This window comes from Actinacidiphila glaucinigra (genome assembly GCF_035918135.1).
Taxonomy (GTDB): domain Bacteria; phylum Actinomycetota; class Actinomycetes; order Streptomycetales; family Streptomycetaceae; genus Actinacidiphila; species Actinacidiphila glaucinigra.
Window position 1 is genome coordinate 3,844,361 of sequence record NZ_CP109144.1, and the last position, 21,729, is coordinate 3,866,089.

The following is a 21,729-nucleotide window of genomic DNA, read 5'->3' on the forward strand; positions in this document are numbered from 1 at the left end:
CCTTCTTAGCGATTGATCAGGTCGTCCGGGCCGAACGCGTCGGGGAGGACGTCGCGCATCGTGCGGATGCCGTCGGACATCTCCACCAGCAGTTCGGGGCCGCCGTGCTCCCACAGCAGCTGACGGCAGCGGCCGCACGGCATCAGCTGGTCGCCCTTGCGGTCGACGCAGGTGAAGGCGACGAGCCGGCCGCCTCCGGTGGCGTGCAGGGTCGACACCAGGCCGCACTCGGCGCACAGGCCGAGGCCGTAGCTGGCGTTCTCCACGTTGCACGCCGAGATGACCCGCCCGTCGTCCACCAGCGCGGCCGCGCCGACGGGGAAGTGGGAGTACGGGACGTAGGCCCGGGACATGGCGTCCCGGGCCTGCGCCCGCAGGCCTTCCCAGTCGACGTCGTCGACGCCGACCCGGCCCGCGGTGTCGCTCACTTGCCCTGGCCCTTCCGGTACCTCATACCGTCAGCCTTGGGCATCCGCAGACGTTGTGCCGACAGGGAGAGCACCAGCAGGGTGACGACGTACGGGGTCGCGCCCACGAACTCGCCGGGCACCTCGTCGGTGAACAGGTACCAGGCCAGCACCAGCGCGCCGACGACGAGGCTGACGCCGCCCTGCCAGAAGCTCCGCTTCCACAGCTTCCAGGCGGCCAGCAGCACCAGCAGGACCACCAGGAGCAGCAGCAGCGCGTGCACCGTCGGGCCGCCGTTGCGCAGCTGGAGCGCGTCGGAGTAGCCGAAGAGCCCGGCGCCGGTGGCGAGGCCGCCGACGCGCCAGTTGCCGAAGATCATCGCGGCGAGGCCGATGTAGCCGCGGCCGCCGGTCTGGCCCTCGAGGTAGATGTGCGCGGGCACCATCGCCAGGAAGGCGCCGCCGAGGCCGGCGAGACCGCCGGAGGCGATCACGGCGATGTACTTGTACAGGTACACGTTGACGCCGAGCGACTCGGCCGCGACCGGGTTCTCACCGCAGGAGCGCAGCCGCAGGCCGAACGGGCTGCGCCACAGCAGGAAGAAGCTGCCGACGAAGAGCACCACCGCGACGAGCGTCAGCGCGGACACGTCCGTGACCAGGCCGCCGAGGATGCCGGCGAGGTCGGAGACGAAGAACCAGCCGTGCTTCTCGATGCTCGACAGCCCGTCGGACAGCCCGGGGATGTCGAACGACGGCAGGGAGTCGACCGGCGGGGACTGCTTGGGGTTGCCGCCCTTGGTGGCCGCGTCGCCGGTGGAGAACCACAGCTTGGCGAGGTACTGGGTGGCACCGAGCGCCAGGATGTTGATGGCCACACCGGAGATGATGTGGTCGACGCCGAAGGTGACGGTGGCGACCGCGTGGATCAGGCCGCCGAGCGCACCGCCGACGACACCGGCGAGGACGCCGATCCACGGGTTGGTCTGCCAGCCGGCCCAGGCGCCGAAGAAGGTGCCGAGGATCATCATGCCCTCGAGACCGATGTTGACCACGCCGGACCGCTCGGACCACAGGCCGGCCAGACCGGCCAGGCCGATCGGCACGGCGAGGCCGAGCGCGGCGGTGATCTGGCCCTGGGCGGTGAGCTGGTCCTGGCCGGTGATGATCCGCACCACCGACACCAGCGCGATCGCGGCGGCGATGATCAGCAGGATCACCGGGAAGGAGAGGCGGCCCTTGCGGCCCTTGGCCCCTGGGGCCTTGGGAGCCGCGGGCGGCGGGGTCTGGGTCGTCGTGGCGGTCACGCCGTCACCTCCTTCTTGGTGCGGGCCTGGGCGGCGAGCTCCTCGCCGACCTTCTGCTGCTGGCGCTTGAGGCCGTAGCGGCGGACCACCTCGTAGGCGATGACGACGCTCAGGACGATGACGCCCTGCATCACGCCGACGATCTCCTTGTCGTAGCCCTCGAACTCCAGGCGCCCCGAGCCGCGCTCCAGGAAGCCCCACAGCAGCGCGGCCAGCGCGACGCCGACCGGGTTGTTGCGGCCGAGCAGGGCCACCGAGATGCCGGTGAAGCCGATGCCGGCCGGGAAGAGGTCGGCGCCGTAGGCGTGGGTGTCGTTCAGCAGCAGCGGCAGGCCGGTGAGACCGGCCAGGCCGCCGGAGATCAGCATGCTGGTGACCACCATGCGCTTGACGCTGACGCCGCTGGCGGTGGCGGCGCTCTCGGACAGGCCGACGCTGCGCAGGTCGAAGCCGAAGCGAGTGCGGCCCAGCACGAACCAGTAGCCGACGCCGATGATCACGGCGAGCACGACGAAGCCGTAGATCTGGCCGATGTCCTCGCCCATGTCGAAGTTGAACAGGTGGCCGGAGGAGGGCAGCGGCGTGGTCGACACCGAGGTCTGCGCCTTGTCGAGGTGGCCGAGCCGGCCGTCCTTGAGCAGGTAGCCGACGATGGACAGGGCGATCGCGTTCAGCATGATCGTCGCGATGACCTCGCTGACCCCGCGCGAGGTCTTCAGCACACCCGCGATACCGGCCCACATCGCGCCGACGGTCATGGCGACCACGATGATCAGCGGGATCTGCAGGAAGCCCGGCAGCGACACCGCGCCGCCGACGGCCGCGGCGAAGAAGGCGCCCAGGCGGTACTGGCCCTCGACACCGATGTTGAACAGGTTCATGCGGAAGCCGACGGCGACCGCGATGCCCGCGATGTAGTACGTGGTCGCCTTGTTGATGATCTCGACCTGGCTGTCGCTCTTGAAGCCGTAGTCGAACATCGTCCCGAAGGCGCCGAACGGCTCCTTGCCCGTGGCGAGCAGCACCAGCGCCGTGATCACGAACGCGGCCACGAGCGCCAGCACGGGGGCGGCGATGCCGAGGAGCACGCGCTCCTTGTCGATCTTCTTCATCGGTCCTCTCCCCCGTGGCCGGTGTCGCCGTCCTCGTGCTCGAGATGGCCGGCGGCCGCGCCGGTCATCGCGGAGCCCAGCTCCTCCGGGGTGATGGTGGCGGGGTCGGCGTCGGCGACCAGGCGGCCGCGGTACATGACGCGCAGGGTGTCGGACAGGCCGATCAGTTCGTCCAGGTCGGCGGAGATCAGCAGTACGGCCAGGCCCTCGCGCCGGGCCTCGCGGATCTGGTCCCAGATCTGCGCCTGGGCGCCGACGTCCACGCCCCGGGTGGGGTGCGCGGCGATCAGCAGCTTGGGCCGGTGGCTCATCTCGCGGCCGACGATCAGCTTCTGCTGGTTGCCTCCGGACAGGGACGCGGCGGTCACCTCGATGCCGGGGGTGCGGACGTCGTACTCGCGCACGATCCGCTCGGTGTCGCGGCGGGCCGCGGCCGGGTCGAGGAAGCCGCCCTTGCTGTTGGGGCGCTCGGTGACGTGGCCCAGGATGCGGTTCTCCCAGAGCGGGGCCTCCAGCAGCAGGCCGTGCCGGTGCCGGTCCTCCGGGATGTAGCCGATGCCGCCCTCGCGGCGCCTGCGCGTCGGGAGCTGGGTGATCTCGTCGCCGTCCAGGCCGATCCGGCCCGCGTCGGGCGGCAGGATGCCCATGATCGCCTCGACGAGTTCCGCCTGGCCGTTGCCCTCGACACCCGCGATGCCGAGGACCTCGCCCTTGTGGATGGTGAAGGAGATCCGGTCCAGGACGACGCGCTCGATGCCCTCCAGGTCGGTCTCCGACAGGTGCAGACCGTCGACGGTCAGCATCGGGACGTCGGTGACCGTGGACTCGCGGGTCTCGGGGGACGGCAGCTCGCTGCCGACCATCAGCTCCGCGAGCTGCTTGGGGGTCGTGGTCGCCGGGTCGGCGGAACCGACCGTGGTGCCCCGGCGGATGACGGTGATCTCGTCGGCGACGGAGAGCACCTCGCCCAGCTTGTGGGAGATGAAGATGACCGTCAGGCCCTCGGCCTTGAGCTCGCGCAGGTTGTCGAAGAGCGCGTCGACCTCCTGCGGGACGAGGACCGCGGTCGGCTCGTCGAGGATCAGCGTACGGGCGCCGCGGAAGAGGACCTTCAGGATCTCGACGCGCTGACGGTCGGCGACACCGAGGTCCTCCACCAGGACGTCCGGGCGCACCCCGAGGCCGTAGGCGTCCGAGATCTCCTTGATCTTCGCCCGGGCCCTGCCGCCGATGCCGTACAGCTTCTCGCTGCCGAGGACGACGTTCTCGAGGACGGTGAGGTTGTCGGCGAGCATGAAGTGCTGGTGCACCATGCCGATGCCGCGGGCGATGGCGTCGCCCGGGTCGTGGAAGGTGACCCGCTCGCCGTCGATGGTGATGGTGCCCTCGTCCGGCTTCTGCATGCCGTAGAGGATCTTCATCAGCGTCGACTTGCCGGCGCCGTTCTCGCCCACGAGGGCGTGCACCGTGCCACGGCGAACCGTGATGTCGATGTCGTGGTTGGCCACGACGCCTGGGAATCGCTTGGTGATGCCGCGGAGCTCCACGGCATTCTGGCTGGGGGGGCTGGACGCGTCGATGGCGCACTCTCCTCGCGGAAAAGAGCGGGGTGGGCGGGGTGTGGCGAACGTATCGCGAGGATGGGCTTCTACACGCGTAGCGTTGCCAGATCCATAAGGGGATGAGTCACAACGGATACCGCGTGCGCGACACCCGGCTGAACGCAGGCGCGAGGCCCGGGAGGGGGGGAGCCTGGGCTGTCCCCTCCCGAGCCTCGCGCCCGGCGCTCATGAGAGACCGGACGTCACTTGACGGTCGTCTTGACCTTGATGTCGCCGCTCACGATCTTGCTCTTGGCCTCGTCCAGCTGAGACTTGATGTCGTCGATGAAGCCACCGCTGGTGGACAGGCCGACACCGTCCTTGGCCAGGTCGTAGGCGTGGGTGCCGGTCAGCGGGGCACCGTCCTTGACGGACTTGACCGCGTCGTAGACAGCGACGTTCACGTTCTTCAGCGCGGAGGTCAGGATCGAGTCCTTGTACTTGGCCAGACCCGGCTGCTCGTGCTGGTCGGAGTCGACACCGATCGCCCAGGCGCCGGACTTGCCGGCGACGGCCTCGATGGCGCCGTTGCCAGAGGAGCCGGCGGCGGAGTAGATCACGTCGATGCCGTTGTCCAGCATGCCCTGCGCGGCGGCCTTGCCCTTGGCGGGGTCGGAGAAGCCGGAGAGGTCCGAGCCGGGGGTCAGGTACTGGGTGGTGACCTTGATCTTCGGGTTGGTCTCCTCCACGCCCTGGCGGAAACCGGCCTCGAACTTGTTGATCAGCGGGATGTCCACGCCACCGATGAAGCCGACCTTGTTGTCCTTGGTCTTCAGGGCGGCGGCGACACCGGCGAGGTAGGAGCTCTGCTCCTCGGTGAAGACGATGCTGTCGACGTTCTTGGCGTCGACGACCGAGTCGACGATCGCGAAGGTCGTCTTGGGGTACTTCTTGGCCGCGGCGGTGATGGACTCGGCGTACGCGAAGCCGACACCGATGACCGGGTTGTAACCCGCGTCGGCCAGGTCCTCCAGGCGCTGCTCGCGGTCGGCCTCGGTGTCCGAGGTCTTGGCGGTCAGCTCCTTCACCTCGACGCCGAAGTCGGCCTTGGCCTTGTCCAGGCCCGCGGCGGCGGAGTCGTTGAACGAGTGGTCACCACGGCCACCCACGTCGTAGGCGACGCCGACCTTCAGCTTGCTGCTGTCGCTGCCGCCACTGGTGGTGTCACTGTCCTTGGAGCTGCTGCCGCAAGCGGTCGCAGTGAGCGCGAGAGCCGCGGAGGCTATACCCGCGGCGGCGATCTTGGTTACCCGGCGCAAGAGGGTACCCCTTCAACTCTGAGCGCCCCGTCCGGCGCTGGCTTAACCGGAGCTTAACGCGCGTAGATGTCAGGTAAAGGGGGGTTGGCCGCCCGTTATCGGATCGTCGCATTTCGGCCAGGTGACCCGGCCGTGTCGGCCGGGTCACCCACCGTCATGCCAGCAGCGCAGCGGAGGTGAAGAGCTCCACGCCGACCTTGATCGCGCCCTCGTCGACGTCGAAGTCACCTTGATGCAGATCACGCTTTGACGTGTCCCCAACGGGCCGTACGCCCAACCTCGCCAGCGCGCCCGGAACCTGCTCCAGGTACCAGGAGAAGTCCTCGCCGCCGAGACTCTGCTCCGTGTCCTCGACCGTGTGCGCGCCGTAACGGGCCGTCATGGCGTCGCGCAGCAGCTCGGTCGAGTCCGCCTCGTTCACCACCGGCGGCACCCCGCGGTGGTAGGTCAGCTCCCACTTCGCCCGGTACATCGCGGCAACCTGGTCGATCACCTCGTGGACCAGGTCGGGGGCCTCGTGCCAGGCGTTCAGGTCCAGGCAGCGGACCGTGCCCTCCAGCTCGGCGTGCTGCGGGATGACGTTGGCGGCGTGGCCGGCCTCGATGCGGCCCCACACGATGCTCATCCCGGCACGGGGGTCGATCCGGCGGGCCAGCACGGCCGGCAGCTCGGTGGCCATCTTGGCGGCGGCCGTCACCAGGTCGGTGGTGAGGTGGGGGCGGGCCGTGTGGCCGCCCGCGCCGTCCAGGGAGAGCTCCAGCCGGTCGACGGCGGAGGTGATCGGCCCCTGCCGCAGCCCGATCCGCCCGACCTCGACCTTCGGGTCGCAGTGCAGGGCCAGGATCCGGCCCACGCCGTCCAGCGCCTTCGCCTTGATGGCGTCCAGCGCGCCGCCCGGCATGACCTCCTCGGCCGGCTGGAACACCAGCCGCACCGGACGCCTCAGCCTGCCCTCGCGCTCCAGCTCCGCCAGTACCAGGCCGGCGCCGAGCACCACCGTGGTGTGCACGTCGTGGCCGCAGGCGTGCGTCCGGCCGGGCACGGTCGAGCGGTACTCCACGCGCTTGGTGTCCGGGATCGGAAGCGCGTCCAGATCCGCGCGCAGCGCCAGCCGCGGACGCTCGGGGTCGGTGGCGCCGATGTCGCACAGCAGCCCGGTGCCGCCCGGCATCACACGGGGCTTGAGACCGGCCTGCTCCAGGCGCGCCTTCACCGCGGCGGTGGTACGGAACTCCTGCCGGCCCAGCTCGGGGTTCATGTGCAGGTCCCGCCGGAACGCCACGAGTTCGGCCCGCAGCCGCTCGGGCACCACCCCCAGCAGCGCACCTTCGGGTGCGGCGGGAACCGTGGGCGCCACTGGCACGGGATTTTCGGACGGTTCGGAGGGTTCGGAGGCTGAGTCGTTCACCTCCGACAGGCTAGACCGCATCTGTACTCCCGATCGCTAGATCGCCGTAAATTCATGCCGCGCGAGGAAGAAAAACTCCCCCGTTCGGCGCGTACCCCGCCCCGTACAGGGGTAAGAACCTGGTTTATCCCTCGCCACTCCATAGTGGCCCAACGATCGCCCGGCCGCGAGGCAACGCTCTGTGAGCGGCCCGGAACGGCCCAGGCGAGTAGCGGGTGCGGGCGGCCGACCTCCCTGGCCGGTGGACTCAGGCCAGGGCGACGGGGGCGTCGGGGGCGGACAGCTCCGGGGAGGGGCGGCGCGGGCCCAGAAGGCGCGCGTAGAGGTCGATGAGCGGCTCGGCCTGCTGCTGCCAGGACCACTCGCGCAGGACGTCCCCGCGTTCGTACGCCTTGCGGTAGCGGCGCGGGTTGGTGAGCACGGCGCCGACGGCCCGGACGAAGTCGGCGGTGTCCCCGCAGCGGAAGACCTCGCCGTTGCCGATCTCCAGGGTCGGGCGGGCCAGCACGCGGACGTCGCTGACCACCACGGGCAGCCGGGCGTGCGCGTACTCGAAGTAGCGGGCCGGGAGCGCGACCTGCCGGTCGGGGAGCCGGTGCACGGGGAGCACGCCGATGTCCGCCGAGGACAGGAAGCGCGGGATCTCGGCGGGCGGCACGTACGGCAGCACGTGCAGCCGGCGGGCCACGCCCAGCTCGGCGGCGCGGCCGGCGAGGGTGCGGATCCAGGGGTCCTCGGGGTCGGGGACGATCAGCGCGGCGTGCAGGTCGTACAGCTTGGGCAGCGCGTCGACGACCGTGAGCAGGCCGCGGGCGGGGCCGGCGGATCCGCTGTGGACCAGCAGCGGGACCTCGGGGGCGAGGCGGCAGCGGTCGCGGACCCCGGGCGGCGGCGGGGAGGGCAGCGGCTCGTACGGCGGGGTGTTGCGGGCCACCGCGGGGCGCGCGGGCAGCCCGTGGCGCTCGCGGAGGCGGTCGGCATAGGTGTCGGCGACGGTGACGACGCCGTCGGTGAGCGGCGCGTAACTGCGCTCGTGGGCGTCGCGGGCGACGGCGGCACGGCGGGAGGCCTCGGCCTCGGCGGTGGTGTCCCAGACCACCTCCACCCGGTGGCCGGTTCCCTCGGCGCGCATCGCGGCCCGCACGGCGGTGCCCAGGGTGCGGTGGCCGAGGGCGTGCACGAGGTGCGGGCGCAGTTCGTCGAGCACCGGGCCGTAGGCGATCTCCAGGTCGAGCAGGAGCGGGTCGAGCCGGCGCCAGCAGCGCTTGCCGAGCAGTAGCCGGGTCGCGGTGGCGGCGGCGCTTTCGAGGGCTCCGCCGGGGGTGGCGCGGCGGTGGACCGCGGCGCGGTACTGCGCCGAACGCAGCGCCGTCCAGGCCCGGCGCAGCACGTGCCGGAACCGGCCGCCCGCGTGGACCAGGCGGGCGCCGGCCTTCAGCGGTAAAGGGCGGTGGATCACGTCCAGCTCGGCCCCGCGGGAGGCCAGCAGGGCCGCGTGGGCGGCGAGCAGCGCGTTGCGGAAGGCGTGCGTATCGGCGCTGCGGTAGGCGAGGACGTGCCGCGGGCCCGGACGGGGGCGCTGCAGCCGCCTGCGGTGGAGCGTCTCGGCGACGGTGACGCGGAGCAGCCGCACGCCCGCGGGCGCGGTGCCGGTCGCGCCGGCCGGCCCCTCGGCGGCGCGGCCGATGAGCGTGACCTCGTACCCCGCGGCGACCGCCGCCACCGCCACACGGTGCGCCCGGGAGTCACCGTCGAGCGCGCTGTCCGCGAGGACCGCGATGCGCGGCGCGGACCTCGGTGCCGTTGCCATGGGTCAAGACAACCGGGTTCGGGTGGCCGCTCGGTGAAGTGGATCTTGCGGAGAGCGGAACGACACCGGCCGCCGGCCCGCGCGCTCCTGCGCGCCCCCGCACTTCAACGCGCCCCGGCGCGGCCGGTTTTCCCCCTTGCCACGCCTTTCGGGAGTTCGTCACCGGCCTCCAGACTGGTGTGACGAGGGGAAATGGGGTGGGGCGTGTGACATCGCGATACCCGGGCGCCGGGAACACGGGGGCCACCGGGGACACGGAGGCGTACGGCGCGGACGACGGGAGTGCGGCCGCGGTACCGCCGCCCCGCCCCGCGCACGCGCCGGGCGGCGCGCGGACACCGCGGGGGGTGCCTGCGGCGCCGTACGGGGCCGAGGAGGACTGGAGCGCGTCGACCCGGTACATGTGCGCGGGGGCGCGCCTGGACGAGGGCTTCGCGCGCCGGGTGGTGCACGAGCTGCGGCACGAGCGCTACCGGGCCTGCGCCCCGTCCTACGGCGTCGACCTCGACCGGGTCGGCGCGCACGCCGAGCAGACCCTGCGCGACCTGCGCAAACGGGATCTGGCCGTCGGCGCCGCCTTCCTCCTGTCGCTGCTGGTCTCCCCGGTGGCCACGCTCGCCTACTGGTTCGCCACGTCCTTCCTTCCCGGCGGCGGCGCGCAGACGGGCTCGGTGGTGCCGAGGCGGCGCCGGCTCCGGGAGGGGCAGCGCGACCCGGCCGTCATGGCGGTGCTGCGCGCCCTGGCGGTGCAGCTCGCCGTCCTGCTGGCGGCCTCCTGGCTGAGTGCGCTGGTGCCGTTCTGGCCGAGCGCCGGACCGGTGGTGACCTTCCTGCTGACGCTGGTGCTGCTGGTCGGCTGGCCGTGGCTGCTCACCTGGGAGCAGCGCAACGCGGCGTGGAAGGCCATCCGCGAGCAGCTGACCCGTGAGGCCTTCCGCTCCTCCGCGCAGGAGCCGCCCCGCGACCCCGGGGCGGCGGGACTGCCGCAGTCCTCCGTCGGCGGTGACGCGAACCTGGTCGTCTACAGCGGCTACCGGCCCTTCGTGGGGGCGGGTGACGAGGTCACCTCGTGGTCCTTCGCGATGCGGCTCACCCCCGAGGGCCACCAACCGGGCTCCGGGCAGGAGCCGCCTCCGGTGCCCTTCGACACGGCCGGGCTGGTCCGCCGGCTGGCCGACGACCTGGACGCCCTGCGCGCGGCCGCGGCCTCCCCGGTGGACCGGATCCCCGGCCTGGAGGTCACGGAGAAGGTCTTCGTCCACGGCACGGAACTGCGGCAGAACGCCCTCTTCGGCGAGGCCGTGTTCTGGCCCGGCGCCGCGGGCCGGTGGCCGCCCGAGGGCAGGCCCGCCGACCAGCTCTCCTCGGAGCGCATCGCGGCGGCCCGGGGCGTCGTCGACGGCCCCGTGCGGCACTGCCTGGCCGCGCAGGTGCGCAGTTGGGGGACGGACCTGGTGCTGTCGGTCCTCGTCCAGACGGCGGTGAGCGGGGCGACGCTGTATCTGCAGGCCAACACCCTGGTGCTGACCCCTGTCCGGGAGGCCTACCGGGTCGCCGACTCCGTCTCCCGTCCCGAGGAGGCCGAGGAGGCCGCCCCCGGCCTCGCCGACGCGCTGCTGCACAGCCGCTCGGTGCTGATGTCCGCGCTCCCGAACGCCTACGCGGAGCTGCGCACCTCGGCCCGGCGCGAACGGGCCCTGCAGACGCAGCGGACGGCCATCACGGACGACCGCCGCTACGACTTCGGGGCCCGGATCAGCCTGCGGGAGCTGGCCTCCTCGCACGCCTACCGCGACTTCTTCCAGAAGGTGGACGTCACGCGTGTCGGCAAGCAGATCGAGCTGCAGATCCTCGGCACGCTCTCCGAGTTCCTCGCCGAACACCGCCTGGAGCGAGGGGATCTGACGCAGCATCGCAACGTGATCCTGAACCAGGGGATCATGATGACCGGCGGCTCCATGAGCGGCAGCATCGCGGCGGGCTCCGGCGCCGCGGCGATCTCCACCGGCGGTCGGCCCGCCCCGGCCGGGGCGGGCGCCGAGGGGAGCGCGAAGTGATGCCGCAGGATCCGGCTCCGCGAATCAACCACGGCATCGTGATCGGGGGCGACGCCCGGGTCAGCGACTCGGCCCTGGCCGCCGGGCGCGGGGCGTACGCGCGCAAGGACGGCGCGGACGCCGAGGCGCTGCGTGCGGCGCTCGCCGCGATCGCCGAACTGCGCCGGCGACTGGACGCGTCGGAGGGCACGCAGGCCGCCCGGGAGGAGGCCGACGCCCTGGCGGACGACCTCCTGGCCGGGGAGGCGGAGGGTGTCGACGGGCGACGGGTGGGCGAGCGCCTGACCCGGCTGCGGGCCCTCGTCGGCGACGCCACCGCGCTGACCGGGCTGGTCACGGCGGTCCACGAGAGCGTACGGGCGATCACCGGTGGGTGAGCGGCCACGCCGCGGGCGGCGGACGGCGGCGCTGGCGGTCTGCTGTGCCGCGCTGGCAGCGGGGTGCTCGCTGCCGGGAGAGGGCTCGGGCGCGTCCGCCGAAGGGCCCCGTACGACGGCGGTGTTCACCCCGCGCGAGCCCGTGGACGCGGCGCGGCTGCGGCAGATCGCCGACCTCATGGGCCGGCGTGCCGAGGGCTTCGGCTACGAGGACGTCACCGTGAAGGCGGACGCCGGGCGGGTCACCGTCTCCCTGCGCGGAGGGAGCGAGCAGGCGATCGCCTCACTGGGGAAACCCGCGGTCCTGGTCTTCCGGCCGGTGGTGCTGGTGGAGGCCTCCGGCGGCGGCACATCCGCGCCACCGTCCGGTCCCGGAGACGGCTCCGGATCCGGCCCGGTGCCCGGCAGCGCGGAGTACGCCGCCCTGGACTGCTCGGTGCCCGCCCAGCGGGTCGACCACCAGCGGGGCGGCACACGGTGGGCCGTGGCCTGCGCCGAGCGGGCCGAGAGCGGCACCTGGGCGAAGTATCTGCTCGGCCCGGCCGCCCTGAGCGGCACCGAGATCAGTGACGCGGAAGCCGTGCTGGACACGCAGAACACCACCGGATGGCAGATCCGGCTGACCTTCGGCAGCGGCGGCGCGCGGAAGTTCGCCGACCTCACCGGGCGCCTCGCGGCGCAGCTGAGCCCGGCCAACCAGTGCGCGATGGTGCTGGACGGCAGAGTGCTCTCGGCGCCGCTGGTCAGCTCGGCCATCACCGGCGGCACCGCCGTGATCACCGGCAACTACACCCGCAGCTCCGCCGGCCGGCTGGCCGCCCAGTTGAGCGGCGGCAGCCTGCCGACGGAGATGGAGGTCACCTCCGTGACGCCCTGACCCCCGGCGGGCCCGGCCGGCCTCAGTTGGCCGGGGCCGTGCCCGAGGCCACCGAGGCCAGACCGTGCAGGTCGCGGGCGCTGCCCGTGATCCCGGACAGGAAGCTCTGGGCCCGCGGCGAGGCCTGGTCGGTCAGCCACTCCGGATCGACGTCGCAGACGGTGATCTTGACGCCGGTCCCCTCCAGGGCGAGCGGCAGGGTGTGCACGACCGTGGAGGGGAAGCTCAGGACCGTGTGGCCGATCGGGCCGCGGCGGGCGATCAGTTCCAGCGGCAGATCGGGCCGGACGATCTGCAGCCCGGTCTCCGCGGTCAGCCGGTGCAGTTTCTCGGCGCTCTCCCGGCGGTGCGCGAAGTAGCGGGTTGCACCGTGCGCCCGGGTCAGGGCGGCGACGGCGGCCAGATAGCGCTCGGGGTCGACCACCCCGGTCTCCACCAGGGAGGTGCCGACGATGTCGGTGCCGGCGCTGATGGTGGGCGGGCCGAACCGCGCCCGGGTCCAGGCGAAGCGGTTGGCCCGCAGCGCCATCCCGGGGGGAGGTGAGGCGGGCATCGAGCTGAACAGCTCGACACGCCGCCCGGCGCCTGGGGTGAGGCGGCGCCGGGCGGCCGAGGCGAAGACGCCGAAGGCCGCGTCCGCCGGCGACAGCCGGCGGCCGCTGCGGTGCCACCGGACGAGCCGGGCACCCTTGGCGAGGAGTTCGGTGAACTCCATGGTCGCCGTGCCGTCGTCCACGACGGTGATCTCCTTCGTCCGGCTCAGCGGCAGGAGCACCTGCACCAGCCGGGAGAAGGGGTCACCGAGGACGACCCGCCCCGCGGCCCGCAGGGCCGGGGTCAGTTCGGCGGCGGTGCGCAGCAGCGAGCCCCGGGAGGAGCGGGCCTCGCACCAGCGCACGGTGATGCCCTCGTCCATCGCCAGTTCCGTCATACGGCGGAGCTGACCTCGCGTCATGGGGTCACGCGGGGCGAGGGCGACGATGGTGAGCGGCCGCCCCGGCGCCACCGGGCCCGGGACGGCCTTCGCCGTCCCGGGCCGCGGTGTGGGCACCGCGGGCGGGTGAACATGCGCCCACTCCAGCACGTTGAGCAGCTGAACGGGGCTCTCTACGAGTGCCAGAGTGCCGCTGTCGCCCATGGATCAGGCCGACACCGTCTCGGGCTCGGCGGCGGCCGCGGCCTGGGCCGCCTCCTGCTCGGCGATGACGCCGGGCACGCGCCGCAGCTTCTTCATCGGGCCGAGCTCGCCCTCGTAGACCTTCTTGACACCGTCGCCGAGCGCCTGCTCGATGATGCGGATGTCGCGGACCAGGCGGTCCAGACCCTGCGGCTCGACGGAAGCGGCCTGGTCCGAGCCCCAGTTGGCACGGTCGAGGGTGATGTGACGCTCGACGAAGACGGCGCCCAGGGCGACGGCCGCGAGGGTGGTCTGCAGGCCGATCTCGTGACCCGAGTAGCCGACCGGCACGTTCGGGAACTCGCTCTGCAGGGTGTTGATCATCCGCAGGTTGAGCTCCTCGTGCTTCGCCGGGTAGGTCGACGTGGCGTGGCACAGGATGATGTTCTCGCTGCCGAGCACCTCCACCGCGTGGCGGATCTGCTTCGGGGTCGACATGCCGGTCGAGAGGATGACCGTCTTGCCGGTGGCGCGCAGGGCGCGCAGCAGCTCGTCGTCGGTGAGCGAGGCCGAGGCGACCTTGTGGACCCGGACGTTCTCGAACTTCTCCAGGAACTCGACCGAGGGGACGTCCCACGGGGAGGCGAACCAGTCGATGCCCTTCTTGGTGCAGTACTCGTCGATCGCGCGGTACTCGTCCTCACCGAACTCCACCTTGTGGCGGTAGTCGATGTAGGTCATCCGGCCCCAGGGGGTGTCCCGCTCGATGTCCCACTGGTCGCGCGGAGTGCAGATCTCCGGGGTGCGCTTCTGGAACTTCACACCGTCGGCGCCGGCCTCCACGGCCGCGTCGATCAGGGCGAAGGCGTCCTCGAGGGAGCCGTTGTGGTTGATGCCGATCTCGCCGGTGACGTAGACGGGCTGGCCGGGGCCGACCAGGCGGTCGCCGATCGGACGAAGGCGGGCGTTGGTGGTGGTCACTGGGAGAGTTCCCTTCGGGAAAGAGAGGGGCCGAGGATCCACGAGGCGATCTCGCGGATGGCTCCGCGTCCTCCGGGCGTTGCGGTGACGGAGCGGGCGGCGTCCTTGACGATGTCGTGCGCGTTGGCGACGGCCGTGGGCCAGCCGACGAGCGCGAAGCAGCCGAGGTCGTTGACGTCGTTGCCGACGTACAGGACCCGCTCGGGGGCGATTCCTTGCTCCTCGCACCACTGCTTGAGTGCGAGGTCCTTGCGGTCGATGCCGTGGAGCACGGGGACCTTGAGCTTGCGGGCCCGCGCGGCGACGACCGGGTTGGTCTCCGTGGACAGGATCAGGACGGGCAGTCCGTTGTCGCGCAGGGCGGCGATCCCGAGCCCGTCACCGCGGTGCACGGTGACGGCCTCGCGTCCTTCGGAGTCGACCAGCACCGTGTCGTCGGTCTGGGTGCCGTCGAAGTCGAGTACGACCGCGTCGACGTCGTCGCGGGTCGGGTGCGCCGGAGCCTCGGTGGCGGTCTCCGTGGCGGGGTCGAGCAGCGGGGCCAGGGCGCGGGCACGGGCCAGGTCGTCCGGCTCGTCGACCTCCAGGACCTTGGCGGGGTCGGTGCGCACCAGCGCGGTGTGGCCGAAGAAGCGGTGCCTCGCCTCGCGGAAGCCCGGGACGCGCATCGCGTAGGCGGCGCCGGTCTCCAGCAGGTCCTGCGGCCGGTCCTGGCGGCGCGGGCGGTGGGCCTTGTCGTGGTTGACGCCGTAGCCGCCGGTCGCGGCGGCCACCGTCGTACGGGACCGGCCGCCCTCGGCGGCCTCGTCGGCGGCCGCGGCGGCGGCACCGATCTGGTCGGCGGCGTCGCGCCAGATGAAGCCGTGGAAGGGGGCCACGGTCACGGCCGTGTCCGCGCCGTCCTCGACGACCGCGGCGGCCACGCCGTTGACGTCCTCGGTGGTGATGAACGGGCTGGTGCACTGGACGAGCAGCACCACGTCGGCGCCGCGCCCGGTCATCGCCTCGTGCGCGTCCATCGCGTGCAGGACCGCGGCCTCGCTGGTCGCGGTGTCCCCGGCGATGGCGGCCGGGCGCAGGACGACCTCGGCGCCGGCGGTGCGGGCCGCGTCGGCGATGGCGGGGTCGTCGGTGGAGACCACGACGTCGGTGACGAGCCCGGCCTCACGGCAGGCCTGCACGGCGCGGGCGACCAGCGGCACACCCCCGACCGTGGCGAGGTTCTTGCCGGGTACGCCCTTCGAGCCGCCGCGGGCGGGGATGACGGCCAACACCGTTGGCATGGTGGCTCCTTGCGACTTGGGGGGCGGGTTCACAGCTGACCCCACCTGCGGATCACGGGCGCGACGCGCTGCACGCCCTGGCGGTACGCGGCGCGCGCGGAGTTGCGCGCGATGTCGCGCACGGTCCGGCGCAGGGCGCTGGACTCGGTGGGCTCGGTCGCGGCGCCGGGCAGGGGCTCGCCCTTCGGGTCGAGGCCGTGGCGGGCGAGCACTCCGGGCAGGTAACCGGGCGCGGTGACGGTCGTGTAGTACGGCGCCAGCGGCGGGAGCTCGGGGGCGGCGGCCAGTTCGGTGACGCGCTCGCGCACGGTCCGGAAGGGGTCGCCGCCGGAGGCGATGCCCTGGGCGCGGGCCCACTCGGGGTGCACCCTCGGCACCTCGCCGGAGTCGATCTGGTCCCAGGAGGCGTAGGCCCCGGAACCGAGGAAGTGGTGGTTGCCCAGCGCCTCGCGGATCCCCAGGTCGGTGAGGACGGCCGTGGGGATGCCGCGGTGCATGGACTCCAGCGCCGCCGTCGAACTCACCGTGACCAGCAGGTCGGTGCGGTCCAGGACCTCGCCCATGTGCCCGTAGACGAGCTTGAGGTTCTTCGGCGGGTCCAGCTTGGACACCAGCTTCTGGTACGGCTGTTCCTCGATGTGCGTGGTGTGCTCACCCGGCTTGCTGCGCAGCTTGACCAGGACCTCGCGCTCCGGGTGGAAGCGCGCGTGGTCCACCGCGCGGCGCAGCAGGTACGTGCGGTCCTTGCGGCTGTCCGGCACGGAGGGCTGGACGGCGAAGACCACGGTGAACGGCCGGTCCCCGGAGGGCTCGTAGGGCGTGCCCTCCAGGAAGGGCAGAGCGGTCTCGACGACCGTCCCGGCGTCGGCGCCGACACCCCCGTAGACCTCGCGGAAGCGCTGCGCGTCGTGGGCGCTGTTGGCGAGCACCGCGTCGGCGCCGGCCCGCAGCAGGAGCCCGTCCGCGAGCTTCTCGTAGACGACCCCGACGTACCCGGTGACGACGACCGGACGGCGGGGGGCGCCCTGCCAGGCGCGGGCGAGACCGTGCAGCATGGCCTGGACGGTGCCGCCGACGCAGGAGAGCACGACGACGTCCGCGGTGTCGCGGGAGGTCCCGGCCAGGAACTGCGCCGCGGTGACCTCGCGCATCGAGTCCGCGGGGATGCCGACCTCGGCGAGCTGGCGCTCGGTCGGAGTCGCCCGGCCACGGAGCAGGCGGGCGTCGAGCCGCGCCTCCGGGGCGATGCGGCGCGCCGTCAGCGCACCCCATTTCCATCGGGTGTCCGAGTCGGCGAGGACGGTGACCCTGATCGGGTCGGCGGTACTTGCTGGCACGCCGCAGACGCTAGGAATGCATTCCGAGCGGGTCTCCAACGCAACGCCAACGGACGGTTAACAACGCACCGCCGAATGAAGAATCGGCCGCCCGGGGCGGCGGATTCACGAATCAGCCATCTTCCGTTCATCTCGGGGTGGGGGAGGCGTCAGAGCAGGGGACGAGCCGGCCCATAGGGTGCGCGACGTGGTTAAGCTCTCCGTCATCGTCCCGTTCTACAACGTGCAGGCATTCGCTCCTGACATGTTGAGGAGCCTTCGCGCGAACGCCCGCGCGGATTTCGAGTTCATTCTCGTGAACGACTGCGCAACGGATGACACCCCGGGAATCCTCGAGCGCGCGCTGCCCGACCTGCCCGGGGCGATACTCGTCTCCCACGAGAGGAACGGCGGACTCGCCACCGCCCGCAACACCGGTATCGACGCCGCCCGGGGCGAGTACCTGACCTTCCTCGACGGCGACGACTGGCTGGCCGAGGGCTACCTGCCCCGCCTGCTGGAGGCGATCGAGACCCTCGGCACCGACTTCGTGCGCACCGACCACGTCGTCTCGCACGGGCGCAGGCGCACGGTCGCCCGGGTGCCGCACGGCCGCCGCGGGGTCGCCCTCGACCCGCGCGAGGCGATCCTCCCCGCCGACCGCACGACCTCGGTCGACTACCCCTACGCCTGGGCCGGCATCTACCACCGGCGGCTGGTCGACGCGGGGCTGCTGCACTTCCCCGACGGGCTGCGCACGGCCGAGGACCGGCCGTGGATCTGGCGGCTGCACCGCGAGGCGGAGTCCTTCGCGGTGGTCGGCCTGCTGGGCGTCTTCTACCGGCGCGGCGTGGCCACCTCGCTCACGCAGATCGGTGACGTCCGGCAGCTGGACTTCGTCCGCTCCTTCGACCAGGTCCTCGCCGAGACCGCGGCGGACCCCGACGCGGACCGCTTCCTTCCCAAGGCCGTGCGCACCTACTGCGCCGTGATCGCCCACCACCTGGGCGCCATGGGCCGCTACGAGCCCCAGGTCGCGCGCAGACTGAAGGCGATGAGCGCGGCCGCCCTGAGGCGGATGCCGCAGGAGATCCTGAACGAGGTGCTGGACTCGATGGACATGAAGCGCAGCGTGCTGCTGCGGCGGACGCGCAGGCGTCTTCGCGTCGCCGGGGCGGTGGCCGCCTGATGTCCCGTACCCAGGTGTTCCTGGCGTCGACGCTGTTCGGCGCCGCCACGGTGGCGGCCGCGCTGGACGCAGGACTGTTCGCCCCGGCCGACCGCAGGCTGCTGCTGGTCAGCAACAACGCCCCCGTACCCGAGATCTCGCCGGCGCTGGACACCGCGCCGGGCTTCGGCGCGCTGCGCGGCCGCTTCGACCGGGTGCTCTCGTGGAACGACACGATCGCCCCGCTGCACCCGTCGGGCTGGTCCCCCCGCCCCGAGGACGTACCGCTGTGGGAGCGCCATCTGCGGCGGCTGTGGGACCTCGGCGAGGACGAGGTCGAGCTGGTCGTCGAGTCGCTGCACGTCGAGCCGGCCCTGGCGCTGGTGAACGTCTTCCCGGGCGCGCCCGTCGAGGTGTACGCCGACGGGCTGATGGTCTACGGCCCGACCCGGGACCGGCTGGATTCGCTGGTCACGACCCGGGTCGACCGGGTGCTGCACCTGGACCTGGTCCCCGGGCTGCGGCCGCTGCTGCTGTCGGAGCACGACGTCCCGGCCGAGCTCGTCCCCGCGGACGCCTTCACCGCGGTCCTCGCGGAGATCGCCGAGCACGACGCGGCCCCGGCCCCGCTCCCCGGGGGCGGCGCCCTGCTGCTCGGCCAGTACCTGTCGGCGCTGGACATCCTCACCGCCGCCGAGGAGGAGGAACTGCACGTCGGCATGGTGCGCGGGGCGGTCGCGGCGGGGCACCGGACGGTGGTCTTCAAGCCGCACCCGACGGCGCCCGCGCACTGGTCGCGGCGGCTGGAGCGGGAGGCGGAGGCGCTGGGCGCCGAGCTGACCGTCGCCGGGGCGTCGGAGCCGGCCGAGGTGCTCTTCCTGCGGGTCCGCCCGCGGCTGGTCGCCGGCTGCTTCTCCACCGCGCTGTTCACCGCGTCCGCCCTGTACGGGCTGCCGGTCGCGCGCGTCGGCACCGGACTGGTGCTGGAGCGGCTGTCGCCGTACCCGAACAGCAACCGCGTGCCCGTCACGATCGCCGACCGCCTCCTGCCGGACCTGGAGGACCTGCAGGCGACGCGGATCTGGCGGCCGCCGACGGCGGAGCAGGTCGCACGCGACCTGACGCCCCTGGTGCGCGCCGTGGGCTACTGCATGCAGCCCCAGACGTACGCGCGCCTGCGTGACGACGCGGTCCGCTACCTGACGGACAGTCTGGACGCCGGCACCTGGCGCTACTTCAGGCGGCGCCGGCTGGCGTCGCTGGCACTGCCGGGAGCGGTGCCCTCCCAACTGGCCTTCCTGCCGGACAACCCGGCCGTGCGCAGGGTCGCCCGGCGCATCAAGCGCGTCGCGTCCCGGCGCTGACCCCGGGCGGGCGGGGCCGGGGCCACGAGGGCCGGCGCGGAGCGCCGCGCCGGCCCCTCAACGTGCCGGCGATCGGCCATGACGACCGCGTGGGTGACTACCGCGCGCCGTCCGGGGCGAGGGTCCGCTCGATGCCCGCGACGAGGATCCGCAGCCCGGTCTCGAAGCGCGCGTCGTAGTGGTCGAACATCTCCCGGCCGGCCTCGCCCACCAGCGGGAACTCCCCTCCGAGACGGGCCTGCCGCTCGTCGGTGTCGTAGCGCGGGTCGCGCCGGCCGGGCAGCTGCTGCACGGCCTGCTCCTCGATCACGAAGCCGATGGTGAAGGTGTACGCGGTGAACCACGCGTTGACGGCGTCCTCGACGCGGAACCCCTGCTCGACGAAGGCGCCCAGGTAGCGCTCCAGGGCGCCCGCGTGGCTGTCGTCGGTGAGGTGCGTGCCGCTGAACACCCTGGCGCCGTCCCGGTAAGCCAGCAGGGCCCGACGGGTCCCGCGGCAGGCGGTGGCGATCCAGTCCCGCCAGTCGGAGCCGGGGACCTCCTGACCCATGCCGCGCTCCAGCATCTGCCGCAGCATGCGGGTGGCCATGGCGTCGAGCAGGGCCTGCTTGTTGGCGAAGTGCCAGTACAGGGCCGGTGCCTGCACCTGGAGTTCCTTGGCGAGCCGGCGCAGGGTCAGCCCTTCGAGCCCCTCGGCGTTCAGCAGGCCGAGGGCGGTCTCCACCACCTTGTCGCAGTCCAGTCGCGTCGCTGCCACGTGTCCATCCTGTCGGTCAGCCGGTACCCCTTGACAATTTAACACCGTTAAGGGGACTCTCGGGCCATGGCACTTAACAGCGTTAAGGAAACGGGCGTCCTCATCGTCGGCGCCGGCCCCACCGGACTCGCCCTCGGCATCGACCTCGCCCGCCGCGGCGTGCCCGCGCTCGTCGTGGAGCGCTCCGACCGGCTGTTCCCCGGCTCGCGGGGCAAGGGCCTGCAACCCCGCTCGCTGGAGGTGCTCGACGACCTCGGCGTGGTCGGGTCCCTCCTCGCGTCGGGCGGCCCCTACCCGCAGGGCCGCGTCTGGCAGGACGGCCGCCCGGTCCACGAGTGGGAGATGTTCGAGCGGGTGCCCGCCACCCCCGCCGCCCCCTACGGCGCGACGTGGATGGTCCCCCAGTGGCGCACCCAGGAGATCCTGTACGCGCGGCTGCGCGAGCTGGGCGGATCCGTCCGCTTCGGCGCCGGACTCACCGCCCTCACCCAGGACGCGGACGGCGTGACCGCGGAACTGGCCGACGGCACGACCGTGCGGTCGGCGTACCTGGTCGCCGCCGACGGCGGGCGCAGCGCCGTGCGCAGGGCCGTGGGCATCGCCATGCACGGCGAGACGGTCGACCCCGCCCCGATGCTCGTCGCCGACGTGCGGCTGACCGCCCTGGACCGCGAGCACACCCACGTGTGGCGGGGCCCGGACGACACCGGCGCCGTCGCCTTCCCGATGGGCGGCACCGAGCGGGACTTCCAGTTCGTCGCGACGTACCCGGCCGGCGCGGAGCGCCCCGACACCTCACCGGACGGCGTGCGCAAGACCGTCGAGCGGCGCACCCACCTGTCGGCCGACGACGTGCTCGAGGTCATGTGGAGCTCCGACTTCCGGCCGCGCGCCGCCCTGGCCGAGCGCTTCCGGGAGGGCCGGGTCCTGCTCGCCGGGGATGCCGCCCACATCCACTCCCCCGCGGGCGGCCAGGGCCTCAATACCGGCATCCAGGACGCCTACAACCTCGGCTGGAAGCTCGGCCAGGTGCTGCGGCACGGCGCCGCGGCCGGGCTGCTGGACAGCTACGAGCAGGAGCGGCTGCCGGTCGCCGCCGACGTCCTCGGCATGAGCACCCACCTGCACCGCAGCACCATCAGCCGGGGCCGGCCGATGAACCAGCGGGGCGCCGAGGTCCACCAGCTCGGTCTCGGCTACCGCGACGGCCCGCTCACCGCCGAGACCCGCGAGGGCCTCGCCGAGGACACCCTGCGGGCCGGGGACCGCGCGCCCGACGCACCCCTCACCGGCGAAAGGCGGCTCTTCGACGTCCTGCGCGGCCCTCACTTCATGGTGCTGGCCGTCGGCGCCGAACCGCCCGCGGCACTGCCCGGCTTCGCCCTCGCGCACCGCGCCGGGCCCGGGAGCGCGGTCCACCGCACCTACGGCGAAGGCCTGTTCGTGATCCGCCCGGACGGCTACGTCGGCCTCGCCACGCGCGCCCCGGAGCGCGTGACCGCCTGGCTCGCCCGCTTCGCCGGGTGAC

At 72.8% G+C, this 21,729-nt stretch carries 18 protein-coding genes; 6 read left to right on the forward strand and 12 right to left on the reverse strand.

All coding sequences use genetic code 11. The annotated features are described in order from the left end of the window. Positions 1-5: 5 nt before the first annotated feature. The 7 genes from OIE69_RS16870 to OIE69_RS16900 all read right to left on the reverse strand — a co-directional run bounded on the left by OIE69_RS16870 (position 6) and on the right by OIE69_RS16900 (position 8,904). Positions 6-428 (reverse strand): cytidine deaminase, encoded by a 423-nt coding sequence (locus OIE69_RS16870; protein ID WP_326572742.1) that lies wholly within the window; start codon positions 426-428, stop codon positions 6-8. Next, entirely contained in the window at positions 425-1,714 is a 1,290-nt protein-coding gene (locus tag OIE69_RS16875; RefSeq protein ID WP_326572743.1) for an ABC transporter permease, read from the reverse strand. The genes OIE69_RS16870 and OIE69_RS16875 overlap by 4 nt, the downstream gene beginning before the upstream one ends. After that, positions 1,711-2,826 (reverse strand): ABC transporter permease, encoded by a 1,116-nt coding sequence (locus OIE69_RS16880; protein WP_326572744.1) that lies wholly within the window; start codon positions 2,824-2,826, stop codon positions 1,711-1,713. The genes OIE69_RS16875 and OIE69_RS16880 overlap by 4 nt, the downstream gene beginning before the upstream one ends. After that, the gene (locus OIE69_RS16885) at positions 2,823-4,373 is read right to left on the reverse strand and encodes an ABC transporter ATP-binding protein (protein ID WP_326572745.1); all 1,551 of its coding nucleotides are present in this window, start codon (positions 4,371-4,373) and stop codon (positions 2,823-2,825) included. Before OIE69_RS16885 ends, OIE69_RS16880 begins: the two co-directional genes overlap by 4 nt. Positions 4,374-4,630: 257 nt before the next feature. After that, complete coding sequence (locus OIE69_RS16890) at positions 4,631-5,686, reverse strand: BMP family lipoprotein (RefSeq protein ID WP_326572746.1); 1,056 nt, start codon at positions 5,684-5,686, stop codon at positions 4,631-4,633. A gap of 154 nt (positions 5,687-5,840) precedes the next feature. After that, positions 5,841-7,043 carry a M20 family metallopeptidase gene (locus OIE69_RS16895; protein ID WP_326572747.1) on the reverse strand — a complete coding sequence of 401 codons (1,203 nt, stop codon included), beginning with the start codon at positions 7,041-7,043 and terminating at the stop codon, positions 5,841-5,843. Positions 7,044-7,341: 298 nt separating this feature from the next. After that, complete coding sequence (locus OIE69_RS16900; protein ID WP_326572748.1) at positions 7,342-8,904, reverse strand: glycosyltransferase; 1,563 nt, start codon at positions 8,902-8,904, stop codon at positions 7,342-7,344. Between the two features lie 347 nt (positions 8,905-9,251). On the opposite strand from OIE69_RS16900, the gene OIE69_RS16905 reads away from it, so the two are divergent. Genes OIE69_RS16905 through OIE69_RS16915 form a run of 3 tightly spaced genes read left to right on the forward strand, consistent with a single transcriptional unit; the run spans position 9,252 to position 12,215 of the window. Beyond that, positions 9,252-10,961 (forward strand): hypothetical protein, encoded by a 1,710-nt coding sequence (locus OIE69_RS16905; protein ID WP_326572749.1) that lies wholly within the window; start codon positions 9,252-9,254, stop codon positions 10,959-10,961. Next, positions 10,961-11,338 (forward strand): hypothetical protein, encoded by a 378-nt coding sequence (locus OIE69_RS16910; RefSeq protein WP_326572750.1) that lies wholly within the window; start codon positions 10,961-10,963, stop codon positions 11,336-11,338. Before OIE69_RS16905 ends, OIE69_RS16910 begins: the two co-directional genes overlap by 1 nt. Further along, a complete protein-coding gene (locus OIE69_RS16915) occupies positions 11,331-12,215 on the forward strand; it encodes a SecDF P1 head subdomain-containing protein (protein ID WP_326572751.1) in 885 nt (294 codons plus the stop codon). The genes OIE69_RS16910 and OIE69_RS16915 overlap by 8 nt, the downstream gene beginning before the upstream one ends. Before the next feature lie 22 nt (positions 12,216-12,237). Here OIE69_RS16915 and OIE69_RS16920 read toward each other — a convergent pair whose 3' ends face one another. From OIE69_RS16920 to OIE69_RS16935, 4 genes are read right to left on the reverse strand one after another with little or no spacing between them, the layout of a single operon-like run. After that, positions 12,238-13,353: a hypothetical protein gene (locus OIE69_RS16920; RefSeq protein WP_326572752.1), complete on the reverse strand. Its 1,116-nt coding sequence runs from the start codon at positions 13,351-13,353 to the stop codon at positions 12,238-12,240. Positions 13,354-13,356: 3 nt separating this feature from the next. Further along, on the reverse strand, positions 13,357-14,313 hold the full coding sequence (locus OIE69_RS16925) for an N-acetylneuraminate synthase family protein (protein WP_018561279.1): 957 nt from the start codon (positions 14,311-14,313) through the stop codon (positions 13,357-13,359). Further along, entirely contained in the window at positions 14,310-15,596 is a 1,287-nt protein-coding gene (locus OIE69_RS16930) for an acylneuraminate cytidylyltransferase (RefSeq protein ID WP_326572753.1), read from the reverse strand. The genes OIE69_RS16925 and OIE69_RS16930 overlap by 4 nt, the downstream gene beginning before the upstream one ends. Before the next feature lie 29 nt (positions 15,597-15,625). Next, positions 15,626-16,933 carry a DUF6716 putative glycosyltransferase gene (locus OIE69_RS16935; protein WP_326572754.1) on the reverse strand — a complete coding sequence of 436 codons (1,308 nt, stop codon included), beginning with the start codon at positions 16,931-16,933 and terminating at the stop codon, positions 15,626-15,628. 187 nt (positions 16,934-17,120) lie between these two features. Between OIE69_RS16935 and OIE69_RS16940 the strand changes: the two genes are divergently transcribed. Both OIE69_RS16940 and OIE69_RS16945 read left to right on the forward strand, forming a co-directional pair. Next, positions 17,121-18,101: a glycosyltransferase family 2 protein gene (locus OIE69_RS16940; protein ID WP_326572755.1), complete on the forward strand. Its 981-nt coding sequence runs from the start codon at positions 17,121-17,123 to the stop codon at positions 18,099-18,101. Next, the gene (locus OIE69_RS16945) at positions 18,101-19,444 is read left to right on the forward strand and encodes a polysialyltransferase family glycosyltransferase (protein ID WP_326572756.1); all 1,344 of its coding nucleotides are present in this window, start codon (positions 18,101-18,103) and stop codon (positions 19,442-19,444) included. Before OIE69_RS16940 ends, OIE69_RS16945 begins: the two co-directional genes overlap by 1 nt. A 97-nt stretch (positions 19,445-19,541) precedes the next feature. Here OIE69_RS16945 and OIE69_RS16950 read toward each other — a convergent pair whose 3' ends face one another. Next, on the reverse strand, positions 19,542-20,201 hold the full coding sequence (locus tag OIE69_RS16950; protein ID WP_326572757.1) for a TetR/AcrR family transcriptional regulator C-terminal domain-containing protein: 660 nt from the start codon (positions 20,199-20,201) through the stop codon (positions 19,542-19,544). Positions 20,202-20,267: 66 nt separating this feature from the next. Here OIE69_RS16950 and OIE69_RS16955 point away from each other — a divergent pair, with 66 nt between their 5' ends. Beyond that, positions 20,268-21,728 (forward strand): FAD-dependent monooxygenase, encoded by a 1,461-nt coding sequence (locus tag OIE69_RS16955; RefSeq protein ID WP_326572758.1) that lies wholly within the window; start codon positions 20,268-20,270, stop codon positions 21,726-21,728. The last annotated feature ends 1 nt before the right edge of the window (position 21,729 follow it).